Here is a 19,572-nt window from a genome sequence, read left to right as displayed (position 1 = left end):
TTTCTATTTCCCGTCGAAGGCCCGCGAATGGATTTCATACGCCGCGTGGCGTTAGCCTGTGGTCGAAATTCAGAGGTAGACGTCATGCGAGACTTCCTATTTCCCCAACCTCCGACCGGCCGTCCACGACCGCCCGTGCCCAAGCGGCAGATGCGCGAGAAGCGCACGGCGCATTTACTGATCATCTTCGGCCTCGTGCTTGCCGCCGTCGAGATCTACGTCATCTGGGGCAGTATCTGACACGGCCATGCGGATGGACACGCGACTACGACTGGGAACTGTGATCACGGCGCTGGTCACGCCATTCAGGAACGACCGGCTTGACCTTGCGATGCTCGAGCGGTTGGCGGAGCGGCAGATCAACTCCGGCATCGACGGACTGGCTGTCTGCACAGTCACCGGCGAAGGGTCGACGCTGTCGCTCGCCGAACACGCGGCCGTCATCCGCACCTGTGTGAGGGTCGCGGCCGGCCGGGTGCCCGTCATCGCCGCCACCGGCACCAATGCCACATCGACCACGATTGCACTGACTTTGGAGGCGCGGAAGCTTGGCGCCGACGCCGCGCTCGTCACCGTGCCCTATTATTCGAAACCGGGGCAGAAGGGCATCGTCCATCATTTCGAGCAGGTGGCGGCGGCGAGCGATCTACCTGTCATCATCGGCGACAGTCCCTCGCGCTGCGCCAGCAGCCTGGCACCCGAAAGCCTTGAAGCGCTGGCGCCTGTCGGAAGCATCCTCGGCATTGTCCATTCCAGCAGTGCGGCGACCGGGCTCTCGCCATGTCTGCGCCAGCGATTTGTTTCCTTGTCATCCGATGACGGCAGCGCGCTTTCGTTTCTCGCTTGCGGCGGCGATGGCATGCTGTCGTCGGGCGCGAATGTCGAGCCGCGGCTGTTTGCTTCGCTTCATCGCTCAGCGAAGGCGGGCAACGTGGCAGCCGCCACGGCGCTGCATGACCGTCTGCAACCGCTCATCCGTGCGCTTGCGGAAGATGGCTCGCCCGCTCCCCTCAAATACGCACTGCATGTGCTGCTCGGCACGCTCCCCGACGTCCGCCTGCCGATGGTCGGCCTCGATGCCGCCGAGAAGGCGGCGGTCTTCGCTGCCCTGACGGGGCTTGCCGAGGGCCGTCGCCAAGCGCGCGCGGTCTGAGCCTGACAAATCCGATAACAGCCTCGATCATCCAACCTGAAAGGAAAGATCATGCCCTCCTCCAACGCGCTTGCCCTCGCCGTGACCATCGAGCCTAGCCCCTTGCCGCGCTTCACCATCGGTCGGAGCAAGGGCGGCGGATGGGTGGTTCAGGATCGCGAGGGGCGCGTCGGCGGTCTGTTTATCAGCGAGAGCGCCGCGTTGCACTTCGCCTCCGACGAGTGCGATCACGATGCCACGCAGATCGCAATCATCCGCACCCGCACGCTGCTGCCGTTCAATCGGCCCGATAGCCGCGGACATGTGCACTGACGGGACATGATCCACCTCCGCGGGAGCGCGCAACGGCGTTCCCGCAGGCGTTGGCGAACGCTTCCTTAACCGCCGTTTCGTATCATCTGCCCCTACCCCACGCCGAGCAGACACGATGTCGAACAAGCCGAATTTCCGCTTCACTCATTATGATCTCAAGGAGCAGCGCGCCGGAACGGTGATCGAGGTAACCTTGAACGCGGTCGCCAATGTTCGACTGATGACATCGCCGAACTACCAGCGCTTTACCGAAGTGCTCGACTTCAAATATGTAGGCGGCGTTGCGCGAAAATCTCCGATCCGGGTGCCGATCCCCGACAGCGGCCACTGGCATCTCGTGGTCGACATGGAAGGCCATCACGGCCTTGCGGAGTCATCCGTCAAGATCATCACCGCTCCATCCGGCCAGAAGCGGGCGTCTTGATCAGCGCTGATTGCGCTCTTTCCTGAGTTTCGACCACCATTCAAGCCGCTTGCGGATATCGCGCTCGAAGCCACGTTCGGGTGGGTCGTAGAAAGTCTGGCGACCCATCTTCTCCGGGAAGTAATCCTGGCCGGAAAAGGCGTCCGGCTCGTCGTGGTCGTAGCGATAGCCTTCGTTATAGCCCTCATCCTTCATCAGCTTGGTCGGCGCGTTCAGGATGTGCTTGGGCGGCAGCAGCGAGCCGTTCTGCTTGGCGGCCATGGTGGCGGCCTTGAAGGCGGTGTAGACGGCGTTGGATTTGGGCGCGGTGGCGAGATAGACGCAGGCCTGCGCCAGCGCCAGCTCTCCCTCGGGCGAGCCGAGGTAGTCGTAGGCGTCCTTGGCAGCGTTGCAGATGACCAGTGCCTGCGGATCGGCAAGGCCGATGTCCTCGACCGCCATGCGTACCAATCGGCGGCCGAGATAGAGCGGATCCTCGCCGGCATCGAACATGCGTGCCAGATAATAGAGCGCCGCATCGGGGTCGGAACCGCGCACGGACTTGTGCAGCGCTGAGATCAGATTGTAGTGGCCGTCCTGGGCCTTGTCGTAGACGGGCGCGCGGCGCTGGACGATCTTGGTCAGTCCCTCGGTATCGAAGATTTCGTCGCGGCGGGCGGCGCGCCAGACTTCTTCGGCGAGCGTCAGCACGGCGCGGCCATCGCCATCGGCCATACGCAGCAGGCTGACGCGGGCTTCCGATGTGAGCGGCAGCTCCCTGCCCTCGATCGCCTCGGCGCGGTTCAGGAGCTCGGCCAGGCTCTGATCGTCATGCGACTTGAAGGTCAGTACGCGGGCGCGTGACAAAAGAGCGGCGTTGAGCTCGAAGGACGGGTTCTCGGTGGTGGCGCCGACGAGGATGACGGTGCCGTCTTCCATCACGGGCAGGAAGCTATCCTGCTGGGCGCGGTTGAAGCGGTGGATCTCGTCGACAAAGAGCAGCGTCTGGCGCCCGTCCATGCGTCGCAGGCGGGCGGCCTCGAACACTTTTTTGAGATCGGCGACGCCTGAGAAGATCGCCGAAATCTGTTCGAAGGCAAGACCCGCCTCGCCCGACAGCAGGCGCGCGACGGTGGTCTTACCGGTACCTGGCGGTCCCCAGAAGATCATCGATCCCAACGAGCCGCTTTCGATCATCCGCCGGAGAACACCGTCCTCACCGGTCAGGTGATCCTGACCGGTAACGTCGGCGATGGTCTGCGGGCGAAGCCGATCCGCCAGCGGCCGCCTGTTGGCGACATCAGGCGGAATGCGCGGCGCGAAGAGATCATTGCTCATCGGAAGAACTGCCGGATGCGCTGACCGTTGCGTTCGATCTCGACGCGCCAGAAGCTCGGGTTCTGCGCGGCCAGCGTCGCAAGATCCTTGGTGGTCTTCACATCGGCGCTGTTGACGGAGACAATGATGTCCTTCGGCTCGAAGCCGAGCTGCTGGGCAACGGAGCCGTCCTTGACTTCCGAGACGACAACGCCCGTGCTCTCGCTTGCCATGCGCAGCTCATCAGCCACGCGCGGCGACAGGTTCTCGACGACGGTGCCTGTGAACGGCGAACGGCCGCCGATCGTGCGCTGGTCGCGCGGCGTGGTCTCGGGCGCCTGCCCGAGCGTCATCTTCACATGCTCTTCCTTGCCGTTGTCGGTAATGGCGAGATCGACAGGCTTGCCGAGGCCGGCCGTGGTCAGGCGGTAATACAGTGCGTCGGGATGCTCCACCGAGATGCCATCGACGGCGGTGATGACTTCGCCCGCCTTCAGGCCTGCCTTTGCGGCCGGGCCGCCCTCCGTGACCTTGACGACGATGGCGCCGCGCGCCTTTTCGAGGCCGAGCGCATCGGCGACGTCAGAGGTGACCGCATCGAAGGTCGCGCCGACATAGGGACGCTCGAAGGTCTTCACGCCCGCGTCGGCGGAAGCGACGAAGACTTTCACGAGGTTCGCAGGGATGGCGAAGCCGATGCCGTTGGAGCCGCCTCCGCGCGAGAAGATGGCCGTGTTGATGCCGATCAGCTCACCCTTCATGTTCATCAGCGCGCCGCCGGAATTGCCTGGATTGATCGAGGCGTCGGTCTGGATGAAGAAGCCGAACTCGTCCTTGACGACCTGGTTGCGTGCCAGCGCCGAGATGATACCTGACGTGACCGTCTGGCCGACACCGAACGGATTGCCGATGGCAAGCACAAGATCGCCGACTTCAACGGCGTCGGAATTGCCGATCGGAAGCGCCGGGAATGTCGCCTTGGTATCGACCTTGAGCACGGCGAGATCCAGGCGGTCGTCCTTCAGAATGACCTTGCAGGGAAACTCGCGGCCATCCGAGAGCGCGATCTTGATTTCGTCGGCGCCTTCGATGACGTGGTTGTTGGTCACGATCGTGCCGTTCGTCTCGACGATGACGCCGGAGCCGAGCGAGGACTGCTTCTGCGTACGGTTCGGCATCTGCTGGCCGAAGAACTGCTCGAAGAAGGGATCGCCGGCAAACGGCGACTGGCGGCGAACGGTCTTTTCCGCATAAACGTTCACCACCGCACCCGCCGTCTGCTTGACGAGCGGCGCGAAGGACAGCTGCATCTCCATCTGGCTCTGCGGCACGGTCTTGCCCGTCTCGCTATTTGCCGTTTGGGCATGAGCATTGATCGGCAGTGCAAGCACCAGAGCAAGCAGCGGCAGAGAGGCGCGCTTCAACAGGTCGTGCATAAGAATCCCTTCTTGAAATCGTCTTGAGAGAACGTTGTAGTGCCGGACGCTAGAAAGGAAAGAGGGCAGAAGCATGGAAGAATAAGGCGGGTCAACCGATGCGCAACATACTTGCCAAACTGAGTCAGGAACGACAGGCATGCGACTGATATCAAAGGCCAAACTCTGGGCGAAATCACTGAAGCGTGACATCGTCGCCCTGTGGCTCGCCGCGCGCGACAGGCGGGTGCCCTGGTACGCCAAGGCGGTCGCTGGCGGCGTCGCCGCTTACGCGCTATCGCCGATCGACCTGATCCCCGATTTCATTCCCGTACTCGGCTATCTCGACGATCTCCTCATCGTGCCGCTCGGCATCATGCTCGCTGTCAGGCTCATCCCTTCCGATGTCATCGCGGAGCTGCGCGTCGACGCGGCAGCACGGCTCGAGCGGCCGTCCAGCCGCGCCGGGCTCATCTTCATCCTTGCCATCTGGCTCTGCTGCATCATCTTCGTCGGCATGGCATTCTTGAGAGCCAGATAGACCAGACAGGAACCACTGCATGACGCGATATTGCCAGCCCCTTCTCTTCACCACCGCCGCCCTGCTGCTTTGCTGCGCCGGGACAAGCCACGCGGCAAGCTTCGATTGCGAGGCAAAGGAGCTGAAGCCGGACGAGAAGGCGATCTGCGATAATCGCTCGCTCAACGACGCCGATGTGAAGATGGTGACGACCTTCGACCTGTTGTCGGGCCTGCTTGCCATGGGCTCGCGTGGCACGATGCAGGACGAGCAGACGGCGTGGCTGAAGAAGCGCCAGGAGTGCGCCGCCGACGTCGCCTGCATCCAGGCCGCCTATGACGAGCGGCTGAAGCAGCTGGCGGAAAGCTACAAAAACATAAACCGGCCGCTTTGAGGCGACCGGTTCATTAGAGCAACTGACTCTTAATCAGCGGGTTCAGCGATCGCCGAGATCGCGAACGGCGCCACGGTCGGCGCTGGTTGCGAAGGCGGCGTAGGCCTTCAGCGCGGTGGTGACGTTGCGCTTGCGCTTTTCGGCCGGCTGCCAGCCCTTGGCGTCCTGTTCGGCGCGGCGGGTTGCCAGTTCCTTGTCATCCACGCGCAGGCTGATCGTGCGGTTCGGGATGTCGATATCGATCATGTCGCCTTCGCGCACGAGGCCGATGGTGCCGCCATTGGCCGCTTCCGGAGAGGCATGGCCGATCGACAGACCCGAGGTGCCGCCGGAGAAGCGGCCGTCGGTGATCAGAGCGCAAGCCTTTCCGAGGCCCTTCGATTTCAGGTAGCTCGTCGGATAGAGCATTTCCTGCATGCCCGGGCCGCCCTTCGGACCTTCGTAGCGGATGACCACGACATCGCCGGCGACGACTTCGTTGGACAGGATCGCCTTTACGGCCGCATCCTGGCTTTCATAGACCTTGGCCGGGCCGGAGAACTTCAGGATCGATTCATCGACGCCTGCCGTCTTCACGATGCAGCCGTCGAGCGCGAGGTTGCCCTTCAGGACCGCGAGACCGCCATCCTTGGAGAAGGGATGCTGGGCATCGCGGATGACGCCGGTTTCGCGGTCGAGGTCGAGTTCTTCCCAACGCGAGCTCTGGCTGAAAGCGACCTGCGTCGGAACACCGCCGGGGGCGGCGCTGAAGAGATCGAAGGCGGCCTTGTTGTCGGTGACCGCGACATCCCACTGCGCCAGCGCTTCGCGCATCGTCGGAGCATGCACCGTCGGAAGATCGACGTTCAACAGACCGGCGCGGTCGAGTTCGCCGAGGATGGCCATGATGCCGCCGGCGCGGTGAACGTCTTCCATGTGAACGTCGGCCTTGGCGGGCGCGACCTTCGACAGGCAGGGAACGCGGCGCGACAGGCGATCGATATCGTCCATCGTGAAATCGATCTCGCCTTCATGCGCGGCCGCGAGAATGTGCAGAACGGTGTTGGTCGAGCCACCCATGGCGATATCGAGCGCCATGGCGTTCTCGAACGCGCCCTTGCTGGCAATGGTGCGCGGCAGAGCGGTCAGATCGTCCTGTTCGTAATAGCGACGTGCGAGCTCGACGATGCGACGACCGGCTTCAAGGAAGAGTTCCTTGCGGTCGGAATGGGTGGCGAGCGTCGAGCCGTTGCCGGGTAATGACAGGCCCAGGGCTTCCGTCAGACAGTTCATCGAGTTTGCCGTGAACATGCCGGAGCAGGAACCGCAGGTCGGGCAAGCGGAACGCTCGATGACGGCGACGTCTTCATCGCTGATCTTGTCGTCGGCGGCTGCGACCATGGCATCGACGAGGTCGAGCGCGACCTTCTTGCCGTTCAGCACCACCTTGCCGGCTTCCATCGGGCCGCCGGAGACGAAGACCGTCGGGATGTTGAGGCGCAGCGAGGCCATCAGCATTCCGGGGGTGATCTTGTCGCAGTTGGAGATGCAGACCATGGCGTCGGCGCAGTGGGCGTTGACCATGTATTCGACGCTGTCGGCGATCAGCTCGCGCGAAGGCAGCGAATAGAGCATGCCGTCATGGCCCATCGCGATACCGTCGTCGACGGCGATCGTGTTGAACTCCTTTGCCACGCCGCCGGCCGCTTCGATTTCGCGCGCGACGAGCTGGCCGAGGTCTTTCAGGTGGACGTGACCCGGCACGAACTGGGTGAAGGAGTTGACCACCGCGATAATCGGCTTGCCGAAATCCGAATCTTTCATGCCCGTGGCGCGCCAAAGGCCGCGCGCGCCCGCCATGTTGCGGCCGTGGGTCGTGGTTCTCGAACGATAAGCTGGCATTGGTGTTTCCTCACAACATCGGAAGTCTTGGGCGATACCGGGCGGATCTTGACGACACGCTCCAACTATCGCTGCTTTTTGGAATTGTCCTAATCCAAAGAGTATATGCTGTCACTACCGGGAAAGGCAAAAGCGGTACTCCTCGGTACGCCTCAGGCGCCCATCGATCATATACGTGGACAGAAGGCTTTCTGTTACAGGCTGGTGCTACGTTTTCGCTACACAATAAGTTGGCTTCCCGGCCGGCCGCTTCAAGGCGTAAACAGTGATCCGAAACAACCTTGAATGCGTTCAAGGTTTATGCCGAGCTTATGTTGCTCAGGAGGATATCATGCCCGTCTACCGTCCACCCAAGATTGCTTCGTCTGAGATCACGCCGCGCCAGACCTATCTCGATCGCCGCCAGTTCCTTGGCGCAGCCGCGATCGGCGCAGTGGGTCTATTGGGTGCCGGCACTGCCAGCGCAGCCGCACTTACAACCGTCGACAGCAAGTACAAGGTCGACGAGAAGCTGACGCCAATCAAGGACGTAACAACCTACAATAACTTCTACGAGTTCGGCCTCGACAAGGGTGATCCGGTGGCGCTCTCCGGCGACTTCAAGCCCACGCCTTGGGCCATCAAGGTCGACGGCATGGTCAACAAGCCGGGCACCTTCGATCTCGACGCGCTGATGAAGGAATTCCCGATCGAGAGCCGCACCTATCGCATGCGCTGCGTCGAAGCCTGGTCGATGGTGATCCCGTGGGATGGTTTTCCGCTGGCCTCGCTGCTCAGCAAGGTCGAGCCACTCGGGAGCGCGAAGTATGTGGCCTTCGAGACCGTTGTGCGCCCGGAAGAGATGCCGGGGCAGAAGGGGATCTTCCAGTCGCTTAACTGGCCCTATGTGGAGGGGCTGCGGCTCGACGAGGCCAACCACCCGCTGACGCTGCTCGCGGTCGGGCTTTATGGCGAGACGCTGCCGAACCAGAACGGCGCGCCGATCCGGCTGGTCGTTCCCTGGAAGTATGGCTTCAAGGGCATCAAGTCGATCGTGCGCATCACGCTGACGGACAAGGAGCCGAAGAACACCTGGCAGGTCACCAATTCGCAGGAGTACGGCTTCTATGCCAACGTCAATCCAGCCGTCGATCATCCGCGCTGGAGCCAGGCGACCGAGCGGCGGATCGGTGAGAGCGGCTTCTTCGGCGCCAGCCGCCATCCGACGCTGCCGTTCAACGGCTATGGCGATGAGGTGGCGAGCCTTTATGCGGGCATGGACCTGAAGGCGAACTTCTGATGGCAACGCTCTCGTTCAGCCTGCCGAAGCGATGGCACTCGGCCTCTGTCTGGCTGCTCTATGTCGTCGGGTTGGCGCCTGCCGCCTGGACCTTCTATCTCGGCGCCACCGACCAGCTGGGCGCCGATCCGGTCAAGACCTTCGAGCTGTTCCTCGGGCTGTGGGCGATCCGCTTCCTGGTGCTGACGCTCGCCGTCTCCCCTGCCCGCGACCTCTTCGGCTGGAACTATCTGCGCTATCGCCGCGCGCTGGGGCTTCTCGCTTTTTACTACGTGGCCATGCACTTCGCCGTCTACATGCTGCTCGATCAGGCGCTCGACGTCTCCGCCGTCCTCGACGATGTGATGAAGCGGCCCTTCATCATGTTCGGCATGGCTGGCCTTGTCCTGCTCGTACCGCTGGCGGTGACCTCCAACAACCTGTCGATCCGCAAACTCGGCTCGAAATGGATCTGGCTGCACAAGCTGATCTACATCATCGCAGCCTGTGGCGCGGTGCACTTCGCCCTGTCGACGAAGCTTCTGGATCTCGAGCAGTATATCTATGTCGGCCTGATTATCTTGATGATCCTCTACCGGTCATGGCGACCGATCGCGCGGAGCAGGAAGCGTAGCAGAAACGGGCAAGGCGGCAGAACGCGTCCTGCCCAGGCTGCCGGCTGAGCTCTTGTTAGAAACCATGAGGGCTGACAGACTGCCCTCATGGAAGCAGCGTCGCCACTATACATCTACCGTGACCCGCATTTCGCCCCGGCCGGGGACACAGTCGTTGCCGCGGCGCCGCTCGACGTCGTCGTAGACGTCTATGGCGGCGGCGGGCTCGTTGGCGAGGCTGGCTTAAGCGCGGTCTTTGGCGGCGCGATCGTCTTCAAGGACGACATCACCGGGGCCCGTTTTCTTGGAGTATGGGGAAAGCGCAATGCCGCGCGTTTCAAGGCGGCGCTAGAGGCGCAGGGTGATGTCGAGGTAATAGACGGCCCACCACCGGCGCGGCTTCAACATTTCAGCAAGACTGGCGAGCGGCCGAAGCGCACCCGGTGACAAATCAATACCACAAACGAAAACAGCCGGGCTTTTCAGCCCGGCTGTTTTGCTTCCGGCGAACCGGAAAATATTAAGCGGCTTCAGCAGCAGCTGCTTCGGCTTCAACGCGAGCCTTGTCGGCTGCGCCCTTAGCGAAGGTGTCGCGGTCAACGAATTCGATGACGGCGAGAGCGGCGTTGTCGCCCTGGCGGAAGCCAGCCTTCATGATACGCAGGTAGCCGCCGTTGCGGGTTGCGTAGCGCGAAGCGATCGTGTCGAAGAGCTTCGAAACAACAGCGGCGTCGCGGATCTGCGAAATCGCCTGACGACGAGCGTGCAGGTCCCCGCGCTTGCCGAGGGTTACGAGCTTTTCAACGATCGGACGGATTTCCTTTGCCTTCGGCAGGGTGGTCACGATCTGCTCATGGGTGATGAGCGAAGCCGCCATGTTGGCAAACATTGCCTTGCGGTGGCTAGCGGTTCTATTCAGCTTGCGGCCGGCTTTACCGTGGCGCATTGCTATTCTCCTTCACATGCAGGCATCTCGCCCGCCGTTTGATGGTTAGTATTGGTCTTCGTAACGCTTGGCGAGATCTTCGATGTTCTCAGGCGGCCATGCGGGCACTTCCATGCCGAGGTGCAGGCCCATGGAAGCGAGAACTTCCTTGATTTCGTTCAGCGACTTGCGACCAAAATTCGGCGTGCGGAGCATTTCTGCTTCGGTCTTCTGAATGAGGTCGCCGATGTAGACGATGTTGTCGTTCTTCAGGCAGTTTGCCGAGCGAACAGACAGTTCGAGTTCGTCCACCTTCTTGAGGAGAGCCGGGTTGAAAGCGAGTTCGGTGACTGCTTCTTCTTCGGTTTCCTTCTGCGGCTCGTCGAAGTTGACGAACACGCCAAGCTGATCCTGCAGGATGCGAGCCGCGAAAGCGACGGCATCTTCGCCGGAGATCGAACCATCGGTTTCAATGGTCATGTTCAGCTTGTCGTAGTCGAGAACCTGTCCTTCGCGGGTATTTTCAACCTTGTAGGACACCTTCTTGACCGGCGAATAAAGGCTGTCGACCGGGATGAGACCGATCGGAGCATCTTCCGCACGATTGCGATCGGCCGGAACATAGCCCTTGCCGTTGTTGACGGTGAATTCCATGCGGATTTCGGCGCCCTCGTCGAGCGTGCAGATCACATGCTCGGGGTTGAGGATTTCGATATCGCCGACCGTCTGGATGTCGCCAGCCGTTACAACGCCCGGACCCTGCTTACGCACGACCATGCGCTTTGCGTCGTCGCCATCCATCTTGATGGCGATTTCCTTGATGTTCAGAACGATGTCGGTGACATCTTCACGAACGCCAGGGATCGACGAGAATTCATGCAGCACGCCATCGATCTGCACGGCCGTCACTGCGGCACCGCGCAGCGAGGAGAGCAGAACGCGGCGAAGCGCGTTGCCGAGGGTGAGGCCGAAACCGCGCTCCAGCGGCTCTGCTACGAGCGTCGCCTTGGTGCGCGAGCTCGAAGAGAACTCGACCTTGTTCGGCTTGATCAATTCCTGCCAGTTTTTCTGAATCATATTTTTGCCTTCCGTTCGTTGCCACCATCCAATCGTGACAACCGAGCTTGAGAAGCATCGGGAGCGAGGATCCGCTCACCGATGTTGTGAATGGCGATGATCAGACGCGACGCTTCTTGCGCGGGCGGCAACCATTGTGCGGGATCGGGGTCACGTCGCGGATGGACGTGATCATGAAACCAGCAGCCTGGAGGGCGCGCAGAGCGGATTCACGACCCGAACCCGGACCGCAAACTTCAACTTCCAGCGACTTCATGCCGTGTTCCTGAGCCTTCTTGGCGCAGTCTTCAGCAGCGATCTGAGCAGCGAACGGGGTCGACTTGCGCGAGCCCTTGAAGCCCTTGGCGCCAGCAGACGACCAGGCAATAGCGTTGCCCTGTGCGTCGGTGATCGTGATCATCGTGTTGTTGAAGGTCGAGTTGACGTGAGCGACGCCCGACGAAATGTTTTTACGTTCGCGACGGCGAACGCGTACGGCTTCCTTGGCCATTTTAATCCCTTTCTTGGATCTCTGCACCGCCGTAATGCCAGCGGCTACACCGGAACGAGACCTTGCGGCCCTGCCCGAAACTCAAAAGAGGCCGGCGCAGACCGCCAGCCCCCTCACCTCCGGTTTCCCGGAAATTACTTCTTCTTACCAGCGATAGCCTTTGCCGGGCCCTTGCGGGTACGAGCATTGGTGTGCGTGCGCTGACCGCGGACCGGAAGGCCACGGCGATGACGCAGGCCGCGGTAGCAGCCGAGGTCCATCAGACGCTTGATGTTCATCGAGGTCTCGCGACGCAGGTCACCTTCGACCTGGTAATCGCGGTCGATGGTTTCGCGGATCTGCAGGACTTCAGCGTCGGTGAGCTGATTCACGCGACGATCAGCAGGAATACCGACCTTCTCGATGATTTCCTGTGCGAATTTCGGACCGATCCCGTGAATGTACGTCAGCGCGATTACAACGCGCTTTGCGGTCGGGATGTTGACGCCAGCGATACGTGCCACGCCTATTCTCCTTGCGTTCCAGTTGCCATCCGGCAAGTGGTGTCTCGTTACACGGCCTTGAAAGGCCGCAATTACAATTCAGGTTCTCAACAAGTCAAAACGATCGAACCCGGAATTCCTATCGGAAGTCCGCGCCGATCGCATCAGATATCGCGAGTTGGCGCGGTGTTTAACGGAATCAGTGCTGAAAAGCAACCGCTCCCGCCAAGTTTTATTTCCAAAGCCTTACAGCTTCGAAAGTATGCCCTCGATCTCGCCGGTGACGTGATCGATGTCTGCCATGCCATCCACCGACTCCAACTTGCCCTTGGCATAGTAGTAGCCGATCAGCGGCGATGTTTCCTTGTAGTAAGCGCCGAGACGCGTCACCACGGTTTCGCGGTTGTCATCGGGACGACGCTTGAAGTGAGTCGAACCACAGCGGTCGCAGACCCCTTCCACCTTTGGCTTGACGTTGGTGTCGTGATAGCCGGCACCACAGTTCGCACAGGTATAACGGCCCGAAACGCGGTCCGCGAGGATAGCATCGTCAACCTGGATTTCGACGACCTTCGACAGTTCGATGCCCTTGCCCTTGAGCATGGCTTCCGTCGCATCGGCCTGAACCAGCGTGCGCGGGAAACCGTCGAGGATGAAGCCATTCTCGCAATCGGGCTGGTCGATACGCTCCGACACGATTGCGATGACGATGTCGTCAGAGACCAGCTTGCCAGCGTCCATGACGGCCTTGGCGCGCTTGCCAACTTCGGTACCGGCCTGAACGGCGGCGCGAAGCATGTCACCCGTGGAAAGTTGCGGAATGCCGTACTTTTCCACGATCCGCTGAGCTTGAGTCCCCTTACCCGCGCCCGGCGGCCCCAAAAGTATAAGTCTCATCGACCCCTCTTTCCTCCACGCAACTTCGATTTCTTGATCAGGCCTTCGTACTGCTGCGCGATCAGGTGACCCTGAATCTGCGCGACCGTATCAAGAGTTACGCTAACGACAATCAAAAGCGAAGTGCCACCAAGGGATAATGGAATCCCTGTCTGCGACACGAGGATTTCTGGAAGAATGCAGACGAATACGAGGTAGATCGCGCCGATGACCGTGATGCGGGTCAGCACGTAGTCAATGTACTCGGCGGTGCGCTCACCGGGACGGATGCCCGGGATGAAGCCGCCATGCTTCTTCAGATTGTCGGCCGTGTCCTTCGGATTGAAGACGATAGCCGTGTAGAAGAAGGCGAAGAAGGCGATCAGCAGACCGTAGAGAAGCATGTAGAGCGGCTGGCCATGGCCAAGAGCCGCGACGATGGAGGTTACCCAAGTCGGCATGTTGGTGGTGCTGGCGAAGCCCGCGATCGTTGCCGGCAGGAGCAGCAGCGAGGACGAGAAGATCGCCGGGATAACACCCGAGGTGTTGAGCTTCAGCGGCAGGTGCGAGGTATCGCCCTGGAACATGCGGTTGCCCACCTGGCGCTTCGGATACTGGATCAGAAGGCGGCGCTGGGCGCGTTCGACGAAGACGATGATCGCGATGACGGCGATCGCAACGACGATGACCAGCAGGATGAGGCTCGTCGACAGCGCGCCTGTGCGGCCGAGTTCGAGCGTACCGGCAAGAGCCGAAGGCAGGCCAGCGGCGATGCCGGCGAAGATGATGAGCGAGATGCCGTTACCGATACCGCGCGACGTGATCTGCTCGCCGAGCCACATCAGGAACATCGTGCCGCCGAGCAGCGTGATGACCGTGGAGACGCGGAAGAAGATGCCCGGGTCGACCACGAGCCCCTGTCCGCTCTCAAGACCAATGGCAATGCCATAAGCCTGCAACGTGCCGAGAAGCACGGTGCCGTAGCGGGTGTACTGGTTGATGATCTTGCGACCCTGCTCGCCTTCCTTCTTCAGGTTCTCGAGCGCAGGCACGACCGAGGTCATCAGCTGCACGATAATCGAAGCGGAAATGTAGGGCATGATGCCGAGCGCGAAGATCGCCATGCGCTGAACAGCGCCGCCCGAGAACATGTTGAAGAGGCCGAGAATGCCGCCTGCCTGACCCTGGAAGGCCTGTGCATAGGCCTGCGGGTTAAGGCCGGGAAGCGGAATGTGCGTTCCCAACCGATAGACGAGGAGAGCTGCCAGTGTAAACCACAGGCGCTTCTTGAGATCCTCGGCTTTGGCGAAGGTCGAGAAATTGAGGTTGGAAGCCAACTGTTCCGCTGCAGACGCCATGCGTATCTCCGCGCTACCGGTTTCGGGCTCTGACCAAGCGAAAGGCAGAACGCCGGATCGGCATTTCTGAATTATTCAAAAGCGGGCTTCGGACGGATTGCGGGCGCAACCTATGCCTCACCCTGTTGTTCGTCTAACCTGTCCTGACGCACGTGCATCCGACCGGTTTTTGTGAGGCTCACATATGGGAGCAAAACCGCCCGGTGTGAAGCACCCCGGGCGGTTTATCATAGATTAAATTATTCTGCAGCTGCGGCGGAAAGAAGCGTGACGGAACCGCCAGCCTTTTCGATCTTTTCGACTGCCGGCTTGGAAGCGCCAGCAACTTCGAACTTGACCTTTGCCTTCAGCTCGCCGTCGGCGAGAACGCGAACGCCGTCCTTGACGCGACGGATAACGCCGGCAGCCTTGAGAGCCGCTGCATCAACCGTGGACTTGGCGTCGAGCTTGCCAGCGTCGATAGCAGCCTGAACACGCTCCAGGGACACAACAACGAAGTCGGCCTTGAAGATGTTGTTGAAGCCGCGCTTCGGCAGGCGACGGTAGATTGGCATCTGACCGCCTTCGAAGCCGTTGATGGCTACGCCCGAACGGGACTTCTGACCCTTGACACCGCGACCACCGGTCTTGCCGGAGCCCGAACCGATACCGCGGCCGAGGCGCTTGCGGCTATGGGTCGAACCTTCGTTGTCTTTGATTTCATTGAGTTTCATAGCGAATACTCCCTGCTTACTTCTCGTCGACGATGCGAACGAGATGCTGGACAGCACGGATCATGCCACGAACGGAAGGGGTATCTTCCAGCGTGCGACGACGGTGCATCTTGTTCAGCCCGAGACCGATCAGCGTGCGCTGCTGGACATCCGGACGGCGAATCGGGCTGCCGATCTGCTCGACGGTAACCGTCTTTGCTTCGGTCTTCTTTGTAGCCTTGGCCATGGATCAGCTCCTCTTATTCTTCAGAAGCGTTACCGGAAGCGGCACGGCGAGCCTGAAGCGTTGCATACTTGATGCCGCGCTGTGCTGCGATGTCCTTCGGGTGAACCTGATGCTTCAGAGCGTCGAAGGTAGCGCGAACCATGTTGTATGGGTTCGAGGAACCGGTCGACTTGGCGACGACGTCGTGAACGCCGAGCGTTTCGAAAACAGCGCGCATCGGACCACCGGCGATGATACCGGTACCGACCTTGGCCGAACGAAGCAGAACCTTGCCGGCGCCGTGGCGGCCGTGAACGTCGTGATGCAGCGTACGGCCGTCACGCAGCGGTACGAAGATCAGTTCGCGCTTGGCAGCTTCAGTTGCCTTGCGGATTGCTTCCGGCACTTCACGTGCCTTGCCGTGACCGAAGCCAACGCGGCCCTTCTGGTCACCGACGACGACGAGGGCTGCAAAACCGAAACGACGGCCGCCCTTGACGACCTTGGCGACGCGGTTGATCGCGACCAGCTTGTCGACGAATTCGCTATCGCGCTCTTCGCGGTTCTGGCGATCGTCGCGCGAACCTTTTCTTTCCTGTGCCATTGTCCTTTTCCTTTTTCTTTTGCGGGTGGAACGGCAGACAACACGAGGACCGCAGCAGCCTCCCCTATCGAGGAGCGTTTGCGGTCCGGTTAAAATCCGGCCGAAGCACTGAGCCCCGGCCGGAAATTCATTAGAAGGTCAGACCGCCTTCGCGGGCTGCATCTGCCAGGGCCTTGATACGGCCGTGATAGATGAAGGCGCCACGGTCGAATACGACTTCCTTGACACCAGCCTTGGAGGCGCGCTCGGCGACGAGCTTGCCAACGGCGGCAGCTGCCGCGGTGTCAGCACCGGTCTTCAGAGAACCGCGCAGGTCCTTATCGAGCGTCGAGGCAGCCGCGAGGGTCTTGCCGGCAACATCGTCGATAACCTGAACGTAGATGTTCTTCGAGGAGCGATGAACCGACAGGCGCGGACGGCCATTAGCCACCGACTTGAGATGACGGCGCACGCGGTTGGCACGACGTGCAAGTGCTTCTTTCCTGCTAGCCATTTCGCGTGATCCTTACTTCTTCTTGCCTTCTTTGCGAACGATACGTTCGCCGGCATACTTGACGCCCTTGCCCTTGTAAGGCTCAGGACCGCGGTATTCGCGGATTTCAGCGGCGACCTGGCCGACCTGCTGCTTATTGATGCCAGTGACAACAATTTCAGTAGGCTTCGGCACAGCGATCGTGATGCCGACCGGCGGCTCATAAACCACGTCGTGGCTGAAACCGAGAGCGAGCTGCAGGTTCTTGCCCTGAAGCGACGCGCGGTAACCAACGCCGTTGATTTCGAGCTTGCGCTCGTAGCCGTCCTTAACACCCGTGAAGATGTTCTCGATCATCGTGCGGGACATGCCCCACTTCGAACGAGCATCCTTCGACTGCGTGAGCGGCGTCACGACAACCGCATTGTTTTCGAGCTTAACGCCGACTTCGTCGTTTGCGACGAAGAACAGCTCGCCCTTCGGGCCCTTTGCAGTAACCTTCTGGCCTTCGACCGTAGCCGTAATCCCAGCAGGAATCTGAACGGGCTTCTTACCGATACGAGACATTTTTATATCCTGTCTGTTCGCTATGGAGATCGATGCTCGGTATTAGAATACCGAGCAAAGAACCTCGCCACCAACGTTCTGTTCGCGAGCCTGGTGATCAGCCATCACACCCTTCGGAGTCGAAAGGATGGTGATGCCGAGACCGTTCGCGACCTGCGGAATGGACTTGACCGAGACATAAACCCGGCGGCCCGGCTTGGACACACGGCCGATCTCACGGATCACCGATGCGCCTTCGTAGTACTTCAACTCGATGTTGATTTCAGACTTGCCATTGCCGAAATCGACAAGAGCGTAGCCACGGATGTAGCCTTCAGCCTGGAGAACATCGAGAACACGTGCACGGAGCTTCGAAGCAGGCGTCGAGACCGACGACTTGCGGCGGGAAGCGCCGTTACGGATGCGGGTGAGCATATCGCCCAACGGATCAGTCATTGTCATCTAACCTGCTCCTTACCAGCTGGACTTGACGATGCCCGGCACCTTGCCGAGATTGCCGAGTTCACGCAGCGCGATACGCGACATGCGCAGTTTGCGGTAGTATGCGCGCGGACGGCCCGATACTTCACAACGGTTGCGAATACGGGTCTTCGATCCATCGCGCGGCAGGGATGCCAGCTTGATCGAGGCCTTGAACCGGTCTTCGATCGGAAGAGCCTGGTTCATGATGATCGCCTTCAACTCGGCGCGCTTAGCGGCCTGGTTGGCGACCGTAATACGGCGGCGCTTGTTCTTTTCAACTGCGCTGGTCTTCGCCATGTGTGGTTCCTTTTCTACGCTCGTCGTTACGGTTACTGACGGAACGGGAAGTTGAACTCTGTGAGCAGAGCCCGTGCTTCGTCGTCCTTGGTGGCCGTCGTGCAAACGATGATGTCCATGCCCCACATCTGATCAACCTTATCGTAGTTGATCTCAGGGAACACAATGTGCTCCTTGATGCCCATGGCGAAGTTGCCACGGCCGTCAAAGCTCTTCGGGTTCAGGCCGCGGAAGTCGCGAACGCGCGGAAGCGCGATATTCACGAGACGGTCCAGGAACTCGTACATGCGAGCGCCGCGCAGGGTAACCTTTGCGCCGATCGGCATATCTTCGCGGACCTTGAAGCCAGCGATGGAGTTGCGTGCACGGGTGATGACCGGCTTCTGACCAGCGATAGCGGCCAGGTCAGCTGCAGCAACAGTCGGCTTCTTCGAATCAGCCGTTGCTTCACCAACACCCATGTTGATTACGATCTTGTCGAGCTTCGGGATCATCATCTCGTTGGCGTAGGAGAACTTCTCCTGCATCGCCGCGCGGATGCGCTCGACATATTCCTTCTTGAGCCGCGGCTCGTACTTTGCCTGAGCCATCAGATCACCTCACCAGAACGCTTGGCCACACGGACCTTCTTGCCGTCAACAACCTTGAAACCAACGCGGGTCGGCTTGCCGTCCTTGTCGATGATCGAGACGTTGGACAAGTGAACCGAGGCTTCCTTGCTGATGATGCCGGCTTCCTGGGTCTGCGTCTGGCGCTGATGGCGCTTCACGACGTTGACGCCACGGACTACGGCGCGATCTTCCTTGGGCAGAACCTGAAGGACTTCGCCGGTACGGCCCTTGTCCTTGCCTGCGAGCATGACGACCGTGTCGCCCTTACGAATCTTTTGCATCGTTCGTGCTCCTTACAGAACTTCTGGAGCGAGCGAGATGATCTTCATGTGGTTCTTGGCGCGAAGTTCGCGCGGAACCGGTCCGAAGATACGGGTGCCGATCGGCTCTTTCTTGTTGTCGATGAGGACTGCTGCATTGGTGTCGAAGCGGATGATGGAACCATCTACGCGACGGATTTCCTTGGCGGTGCGAACGACAACCGCCTTCATCACGTCACCCTTCTTCACGCGGCCGCGCGGAATAGCTTCCTTGATCGAAACGACGATAACGTCGCCGATCGAGGCATACTTGCGCTTAGAACCGCCCAGCACCTTGATGCACATGACACGACGTGCGCCGGAATTATCCGCCACGTCGAGGTTTGTTTGCATCTGAATCATATCAGGTCGCCTTCTTGTGTTTACCGGAATGGTTGGGCTGTCGCCCCCTACCCCGGCATATGAAAATTGTCAGCCGGCCGCTTGCCACGAGAGCAGGCGAAAACACGGCAATAGCTTGACTAGCGCGGGATCGATCGTGCCAGGGTGGTTTCCCAAACGGGACCTTCCGTGCGCTCAAAGCAAAAGAACGCTCGACGAACGAGCGTTCTGACGCTGCTTCATACAGAAATTTCCGCGAGACGCAAGGCCTCGCGAGAAATTCTTACTTTGCCTGGCCGGAAATGACCGTCCAGCACTTGTCCTTGGAGATCGGCGCGCATTCCTCGATGGATACGGTATCGCCAATCTTGTACTGATTGTTTTCGTCGTGGGCCTTGTACTTCTTGGAACGACGAACGGTCTTCTGCATCAGCGGATGAGCGAAACGACGCTCAACGCGGACAACTACAGTCTTCTCGTTCTTGTCGCCAACGACGACGCCCTGCAGGATGCGCTTCGGCATAT

The 19,572-nt window shown here is 60.4% G+C and carries 29 protein-coding genes; 9 read left to right on the top strand and 20 right to left on the bottom strand.

What is annotated here, in order from left to right; genetic code table 11:
* Positions 1-84: 84 nt before the first annotated feature.
* The 4 genes from J5286_RS07735 to J5286_RS07720 all read left to right on the top strand — a co-directional run bounded on the left by J5286_RS07735 (position 85) and on the right by J5286_RS07720 (position 1,889).
* Positions 85-240 (top strand): hypothetical protein, encoded by a 156-nt coding sequence (locus J5286_RS07735; protein ID WP_209189839.1) that lies wholly within the window; start codon positions 85-87, stop codon positions 238-240.
* 7 nt (positions 241-247) lie between these two features.
* Complete coding sequence (gene dapA / locus J5286_RS07730) at positions 248-1,153, top strand: 4-hydroxy-tetrahydrodipicolinate synthase (protein WP_209189838.1); 906 nt, start codon at positions 248-250, stop codon at positions 1,151-1,153.
* A gap of 51 nt (positions 1,154-1,204) precedes the next feature.
* On the top strand, positions 1,205-1,465 hold the full coding sequence (locus J5286_RS07725) for a hypothetical protein (protein WP_209189837.1): 261 nt from the start codon (positions 1,205-1,207) through the stop codon (positions 1,463-1,465).
* Positions 1,466-1,580: 115 nt separating this feature from the next.
* Complete coding sequence (locus tag J5286_RS07720; protein WP_209189836.1) at positions 1,581-1,889, top strand: DUF1883 domain-containing protein; 309 nt, start codon at positions 1,581-1,583, stop codon at positions 1,887-1,889.
* On the opposite strand, the gene J5286_RS07715 is transcribed toward J5286_RS07720, so the two are convergent.
* Positions 1,890-3,206 (bottom strand): replication-associated recombination protein A, encoded by a 1,317-nt coding sequence (locus tag J5286_RS07715; protein WP_209189835.1) that lies wholly within the window; start codon positions 3,204-3,206, stop codon positions 1,890-1,892.
* Positions 3,203-4,621, bottom strand: coding sequence for a DegQ family serine endoprotease (locus J5286_RS07710; protein WP_209189834.1), 1,419 nt, complete (start codon positions 4,619-4,621; stop codon positions 3,203-3,205). The genes J5286_RS07715 and J5286_RS07710 overlap by 4 nt, the downstream gene beginning before the upstream one ends.
* Positions 4,622-4,760: 139 nt before the next feature.
* Between J5286_RS07710 and J5286_RS07705 the strand changes: the two genes are divergently transcribed.
* A complete protein-coding gene (locus tag J5286_RS07705) occupies positions 4,761-5,141 on the top strand; it encodes a YkvA family protein (RefSeq protein ID WP_209189833.1) in 381 nt (126 codons plus the stop codon).
* A gap of 19 nt (positions 5,142-5,160) precedes the next feature.
* The gene (locus tag J5286_RS07700) at positions 5,161-5,514 is read left to right on the top strand and encodes a lysozyme inhibitor LprI family protein (protein WP_209189832.1); all 354 of its coding nucleotides are present in this window, start codon (positions 5,161-5,163) and stop codon (positions 5,512-5,514) included.
* 42 nt (positions 5,515-5,556) lie between these two features.
* Here J5286_RS07700 and ilvD read toward each other — a convergent pair whose 3' ends face one another.
* Positions 5,557-7,395, bottom strand: a complete 1,839-nt coding sequence (gene ilvD / locus J5286_RS07695; protein ID WP_209189831.1) for a dihydroxy-acid dehydratase — start codon at positions 7,393-7,395, stop codon at positions 5,557-5,559.
* Between the two features lie 331 nt (positions 7,396-7,726).
* Here ilvD and msrP point away from each other — a divergent pair, with 331 nt between their 5' ends.
* The 3 genes from msrP to J5286_RS07680 are packed head-to-tail and all read left to right on the top strand — an operon-like array spanning position 7,727 to position 9,714.
* Positions 7,727-8,674: a protein-methionine-sulfoxide reductase catalytic subunit MsrP gene (gene msrP, locus J5286_RS07690; protein ID WP_209189830.1), complete on the top strand. Its 948-nt coding sequence runs from the start codon at positions 7,727-7,729 to the stop codon at positions 8,672-8,674.
* Positions 8,674-9,336 (top strand): protein-methionine-sulfoxide reductase heme-binding subunit MsrQ, encoded by a 663-nt coding sequence (gene msrQ, locus J5286_RS07685; RefSeq protein WP_209189829.1) that lies wholly within the window; start codon positions 8,674-8,676, stop codon positions 9,334-9,336. Before msrP ends, msrQ begins: the two co-directional genes overlap by 1 nt.
* 39 nt (positions 9,337-9,375) lie before the next feature.
* Complete coding sequence (locus tag J5286_RS07680; protein ID WP_209189828.1) at positions 9,376-9,714, top strand: hypothetical protein; 339 nt, start codon at positions 9,376-9,378, stop codon at positions 9,712-9,714.
* A gap of 73 nt (positions 9,715-9,787) precedes the next feature.
* On the opposite strand, the gene rplQ is transcribed toward J5286_RS07680, so the two are convergent.
* The 17 genes from rplQ to rpsQ all read right to left on the bottom strand — a co-directional run bounded on the left by rplQ (position 9,788) and on the right by rpsQ (position 19,570).
* Positions 9,788-10,213: a 50S ribosomal protein L17 gene (gene rplQ / locus J5286_RS07675; RefSeq protein WP_018900257.1), complete on the bottom strand. Its 426-nt coding sequence runs from the start codon at positions 10,211-10,213 to the stop codon at positions 9,788-9,790.
* A gap of 45 nt (positions 10,214-10,258) precedes the next feature.
* A complete protein-coding gene (locus J5286_RS07670; RefSeq protein ID WP_007787729.1) occupies positions 10,259-11,269 on the bottom strand; it encodes a DNA-directed RNA polymerase subunit alpha in 1,011 nt (336 codons plus the stop codon).
* A gap of 100 nt (positions 11,270-11,369) precedes the next feature.
* The gene (rpsK, locus tag J5286_RS07665; protein ID WP_003547577.1) at positions 11,370-11,759 is read right to left on the bottom strand and encodes a 30S ribosomal protein S11; all 390 of its coding nucleotides are present in this window, start codon (positions 11,757-11,759) and stop codon (positions 11,370-11,372) included.
* 134 nt (positions 11,760-11,893) lie between these two features.
* Complete coding sequence (gene rpsM / locus J5286_RS07660) at positions 11,894-12,262, bottom strand: 30S ribosomal protein S13 (RefSeq protein WP_018900258.1); 369 nt, start codon at positions 12,260-12,262, stop codon at positions 11,894-11,896.
* Between the two features lie 225 nt (positions 12,263-12,487).
* The gene (locus J5286_RS07655) at positions 12,488-13,138 is read right to left on the bottom strand and encodes an adenylate kinase (protein WP_209189827.1); all 651 of its coding nucleotides are present in this window, start codon (positions 13,136-13,138) and stop codon (positions 12,488-12,490) included.
* Positions 13,135-14,475, bottom strand: coding sequence for a preprotein translocase subunit SecY (gene secY / locus J5286_RS07650; RefSeq protein WP_018900260.1), 1,341 nt, complete (start codon positions 14,473-14,475; stop codon positions 13,135-13,137). Before secY ends, J5286_RS07655 begins: the two co-directional genes overlap by 4 nt.
* 239 nt (positions 14,476-14,714) lie before the next feature.
* Complete coding sequence (rplO, locus tag J5286_RS07645; RefSeq protein ID WP_016553563.1) at positions 14,715-15,188, bottom strand: 50S ribosomal protein L15; 474 nt, start codon at positions 15,186-15,188, stop codon at positions 14,715-14,717.
* A gap of 16 nt (positions 15,189-15,204) precedes the next feature.
* The gene (rpmD, locus tag J5286_RS07640) at positions 15,205-15,414 is read right to left on the bottom strand and encodes a 50S ribosomal protein L30 (RefSeq protein ID WP_016553562.1); all 210 of its coding nucleotides are present in this window, start codon (positions 15,412-15,414) and stop codon (positions 15,205-15,207) included.
* Positions 15,415-15,427: 13 nt separating this feature from the next.
* On the bottom strand, positions 15,428-15,997 hold the full coding sequence (gene rpsE, locus J5286_RS07635) for a 30S ribosomal protein S5 (protein ID WP_018900261.1): 570 nt from the start codon (positions 15,995-15,997) through the stop codon (positions 15,428-15,430).
* Positions 15,998-16,127: 130 nt separating this feature from the next.
* Positions 16,128-16,490: a 50S ribosomal protein L18 gene (gene rplR, locus J5286_RS07630; RefSeq protein ID WP_018900262.1), complete on the bottom strand. Its 363-nt coding sequence runs from the start codon at positions 16,488-16,490 to the stop codon at positions 16,128-16,130.
* 12 nt (positions 16,491-16,502) lie between these two features.
* The gene (rplF, locus tag J5286_RS07625; RefSeq protein WP_018900263.1) at positions 16,503-17,036 is read right to left on the bottom strand and encodes a 50S ribosomal protein L6; all 534 of its coding nucleotides are present in this window, start codon (positions 17,034-17,036) and stop codon (positions 16,503-16,505) included.
* Positions 17,037-17,078: 42 nt separating this feature from the next.
* Positions 17,079-17,477 carry a 30S ribosomal protein S8 gene (gene rpsH, locus J5286_RS07620; protein ID WP_018900264.1) on the bottom strand — a complete coding sequence of 133 codons (399 nt, stop codon included), beginning with the start codon at positions 17,475-17,477 and terminating at the stop codon, positions 17,079-17,081.
* A gap of 12 nt (positions 17,478-17,489) precedes the next feature.
* Positions 17,490-17,795 (bottom strand): 30S ribosomal protein S14, encoded by a 306-nt coding sequence (rpsN, locus tag J5286_RS07615; RefSeq protein WP_018900265.1) that lies wholly within the window; start codon positions 17,793-17,795, stop codon positions 17,490-17,492.
* Between the two features lie 32 nt (positions 17,796-17,827).
* Positions 17,828-18,385 carry a 50S ribosomal protein L5 gene (gene rplE / locus J5286_RS07610; protein WP_018900266.1) on the bottom strand — a complete coding sequence of 186 codons (558 nt, stop codon included), beginning with the start codon at positions 18,383-18,385 and terminating at the stop codon, positions 17,828-17,830.
* Positions 18,385-18,687 (bottom strand): 50S ribosomal protein L24, encoded by a 303-nt coding sequence (rplX, locus tag J5286_RS07605; protein WP_018900267.1) that lies wholly within the window; start codon positions 18,685-18,687, stop codon positions 18,385-18,387. The genes rplE and rplX overlap by 1 nt, the downstream gene beginning before the upstream one ends.
* A 12-nt stretch (positions 18,688-18,699) precedes the next feature.
* Positions 18,700-19,068: a 50S ribosomal protein L14 gene (gene rplN, locus J5286_RS07600; RefSeq protein WP_018900268.1), complete on the bottom strand. Its 369-nt coding sequence runs from the start codon at positions 19,066-19,068 to the stop codon at positions 18,700-18,702.
* A gap of 262 nt (positions 19,069-19,330) precedes the next feature.
* Complete coding sequence (rpsQ, locus tag J5286_RS07595; protein WP_018900269.1) at positions 19,331-19,570, bottom strand: 30S ribosomal protein S17; 240 nt, start codon at positions 19,568-19,570, stop codon at positions 19,331-19,333.
* Between the last annotated feature and the right edge of the window lie 2 nt (positions 19,571-19,572).

The organism is Rhizobium sp. 16-488-2b (assembly GCF_017741815.1).
GTDB lineage: Bacteria > Pseudomonadota > Alphaproteobacteria > Rhizobiales > Rhizobiaceae > Rhizobium.
Note: the sequence above shows the minus strand (reverse complement) of the source record. Positions and strands in the feature narration are given on the sequence as shown.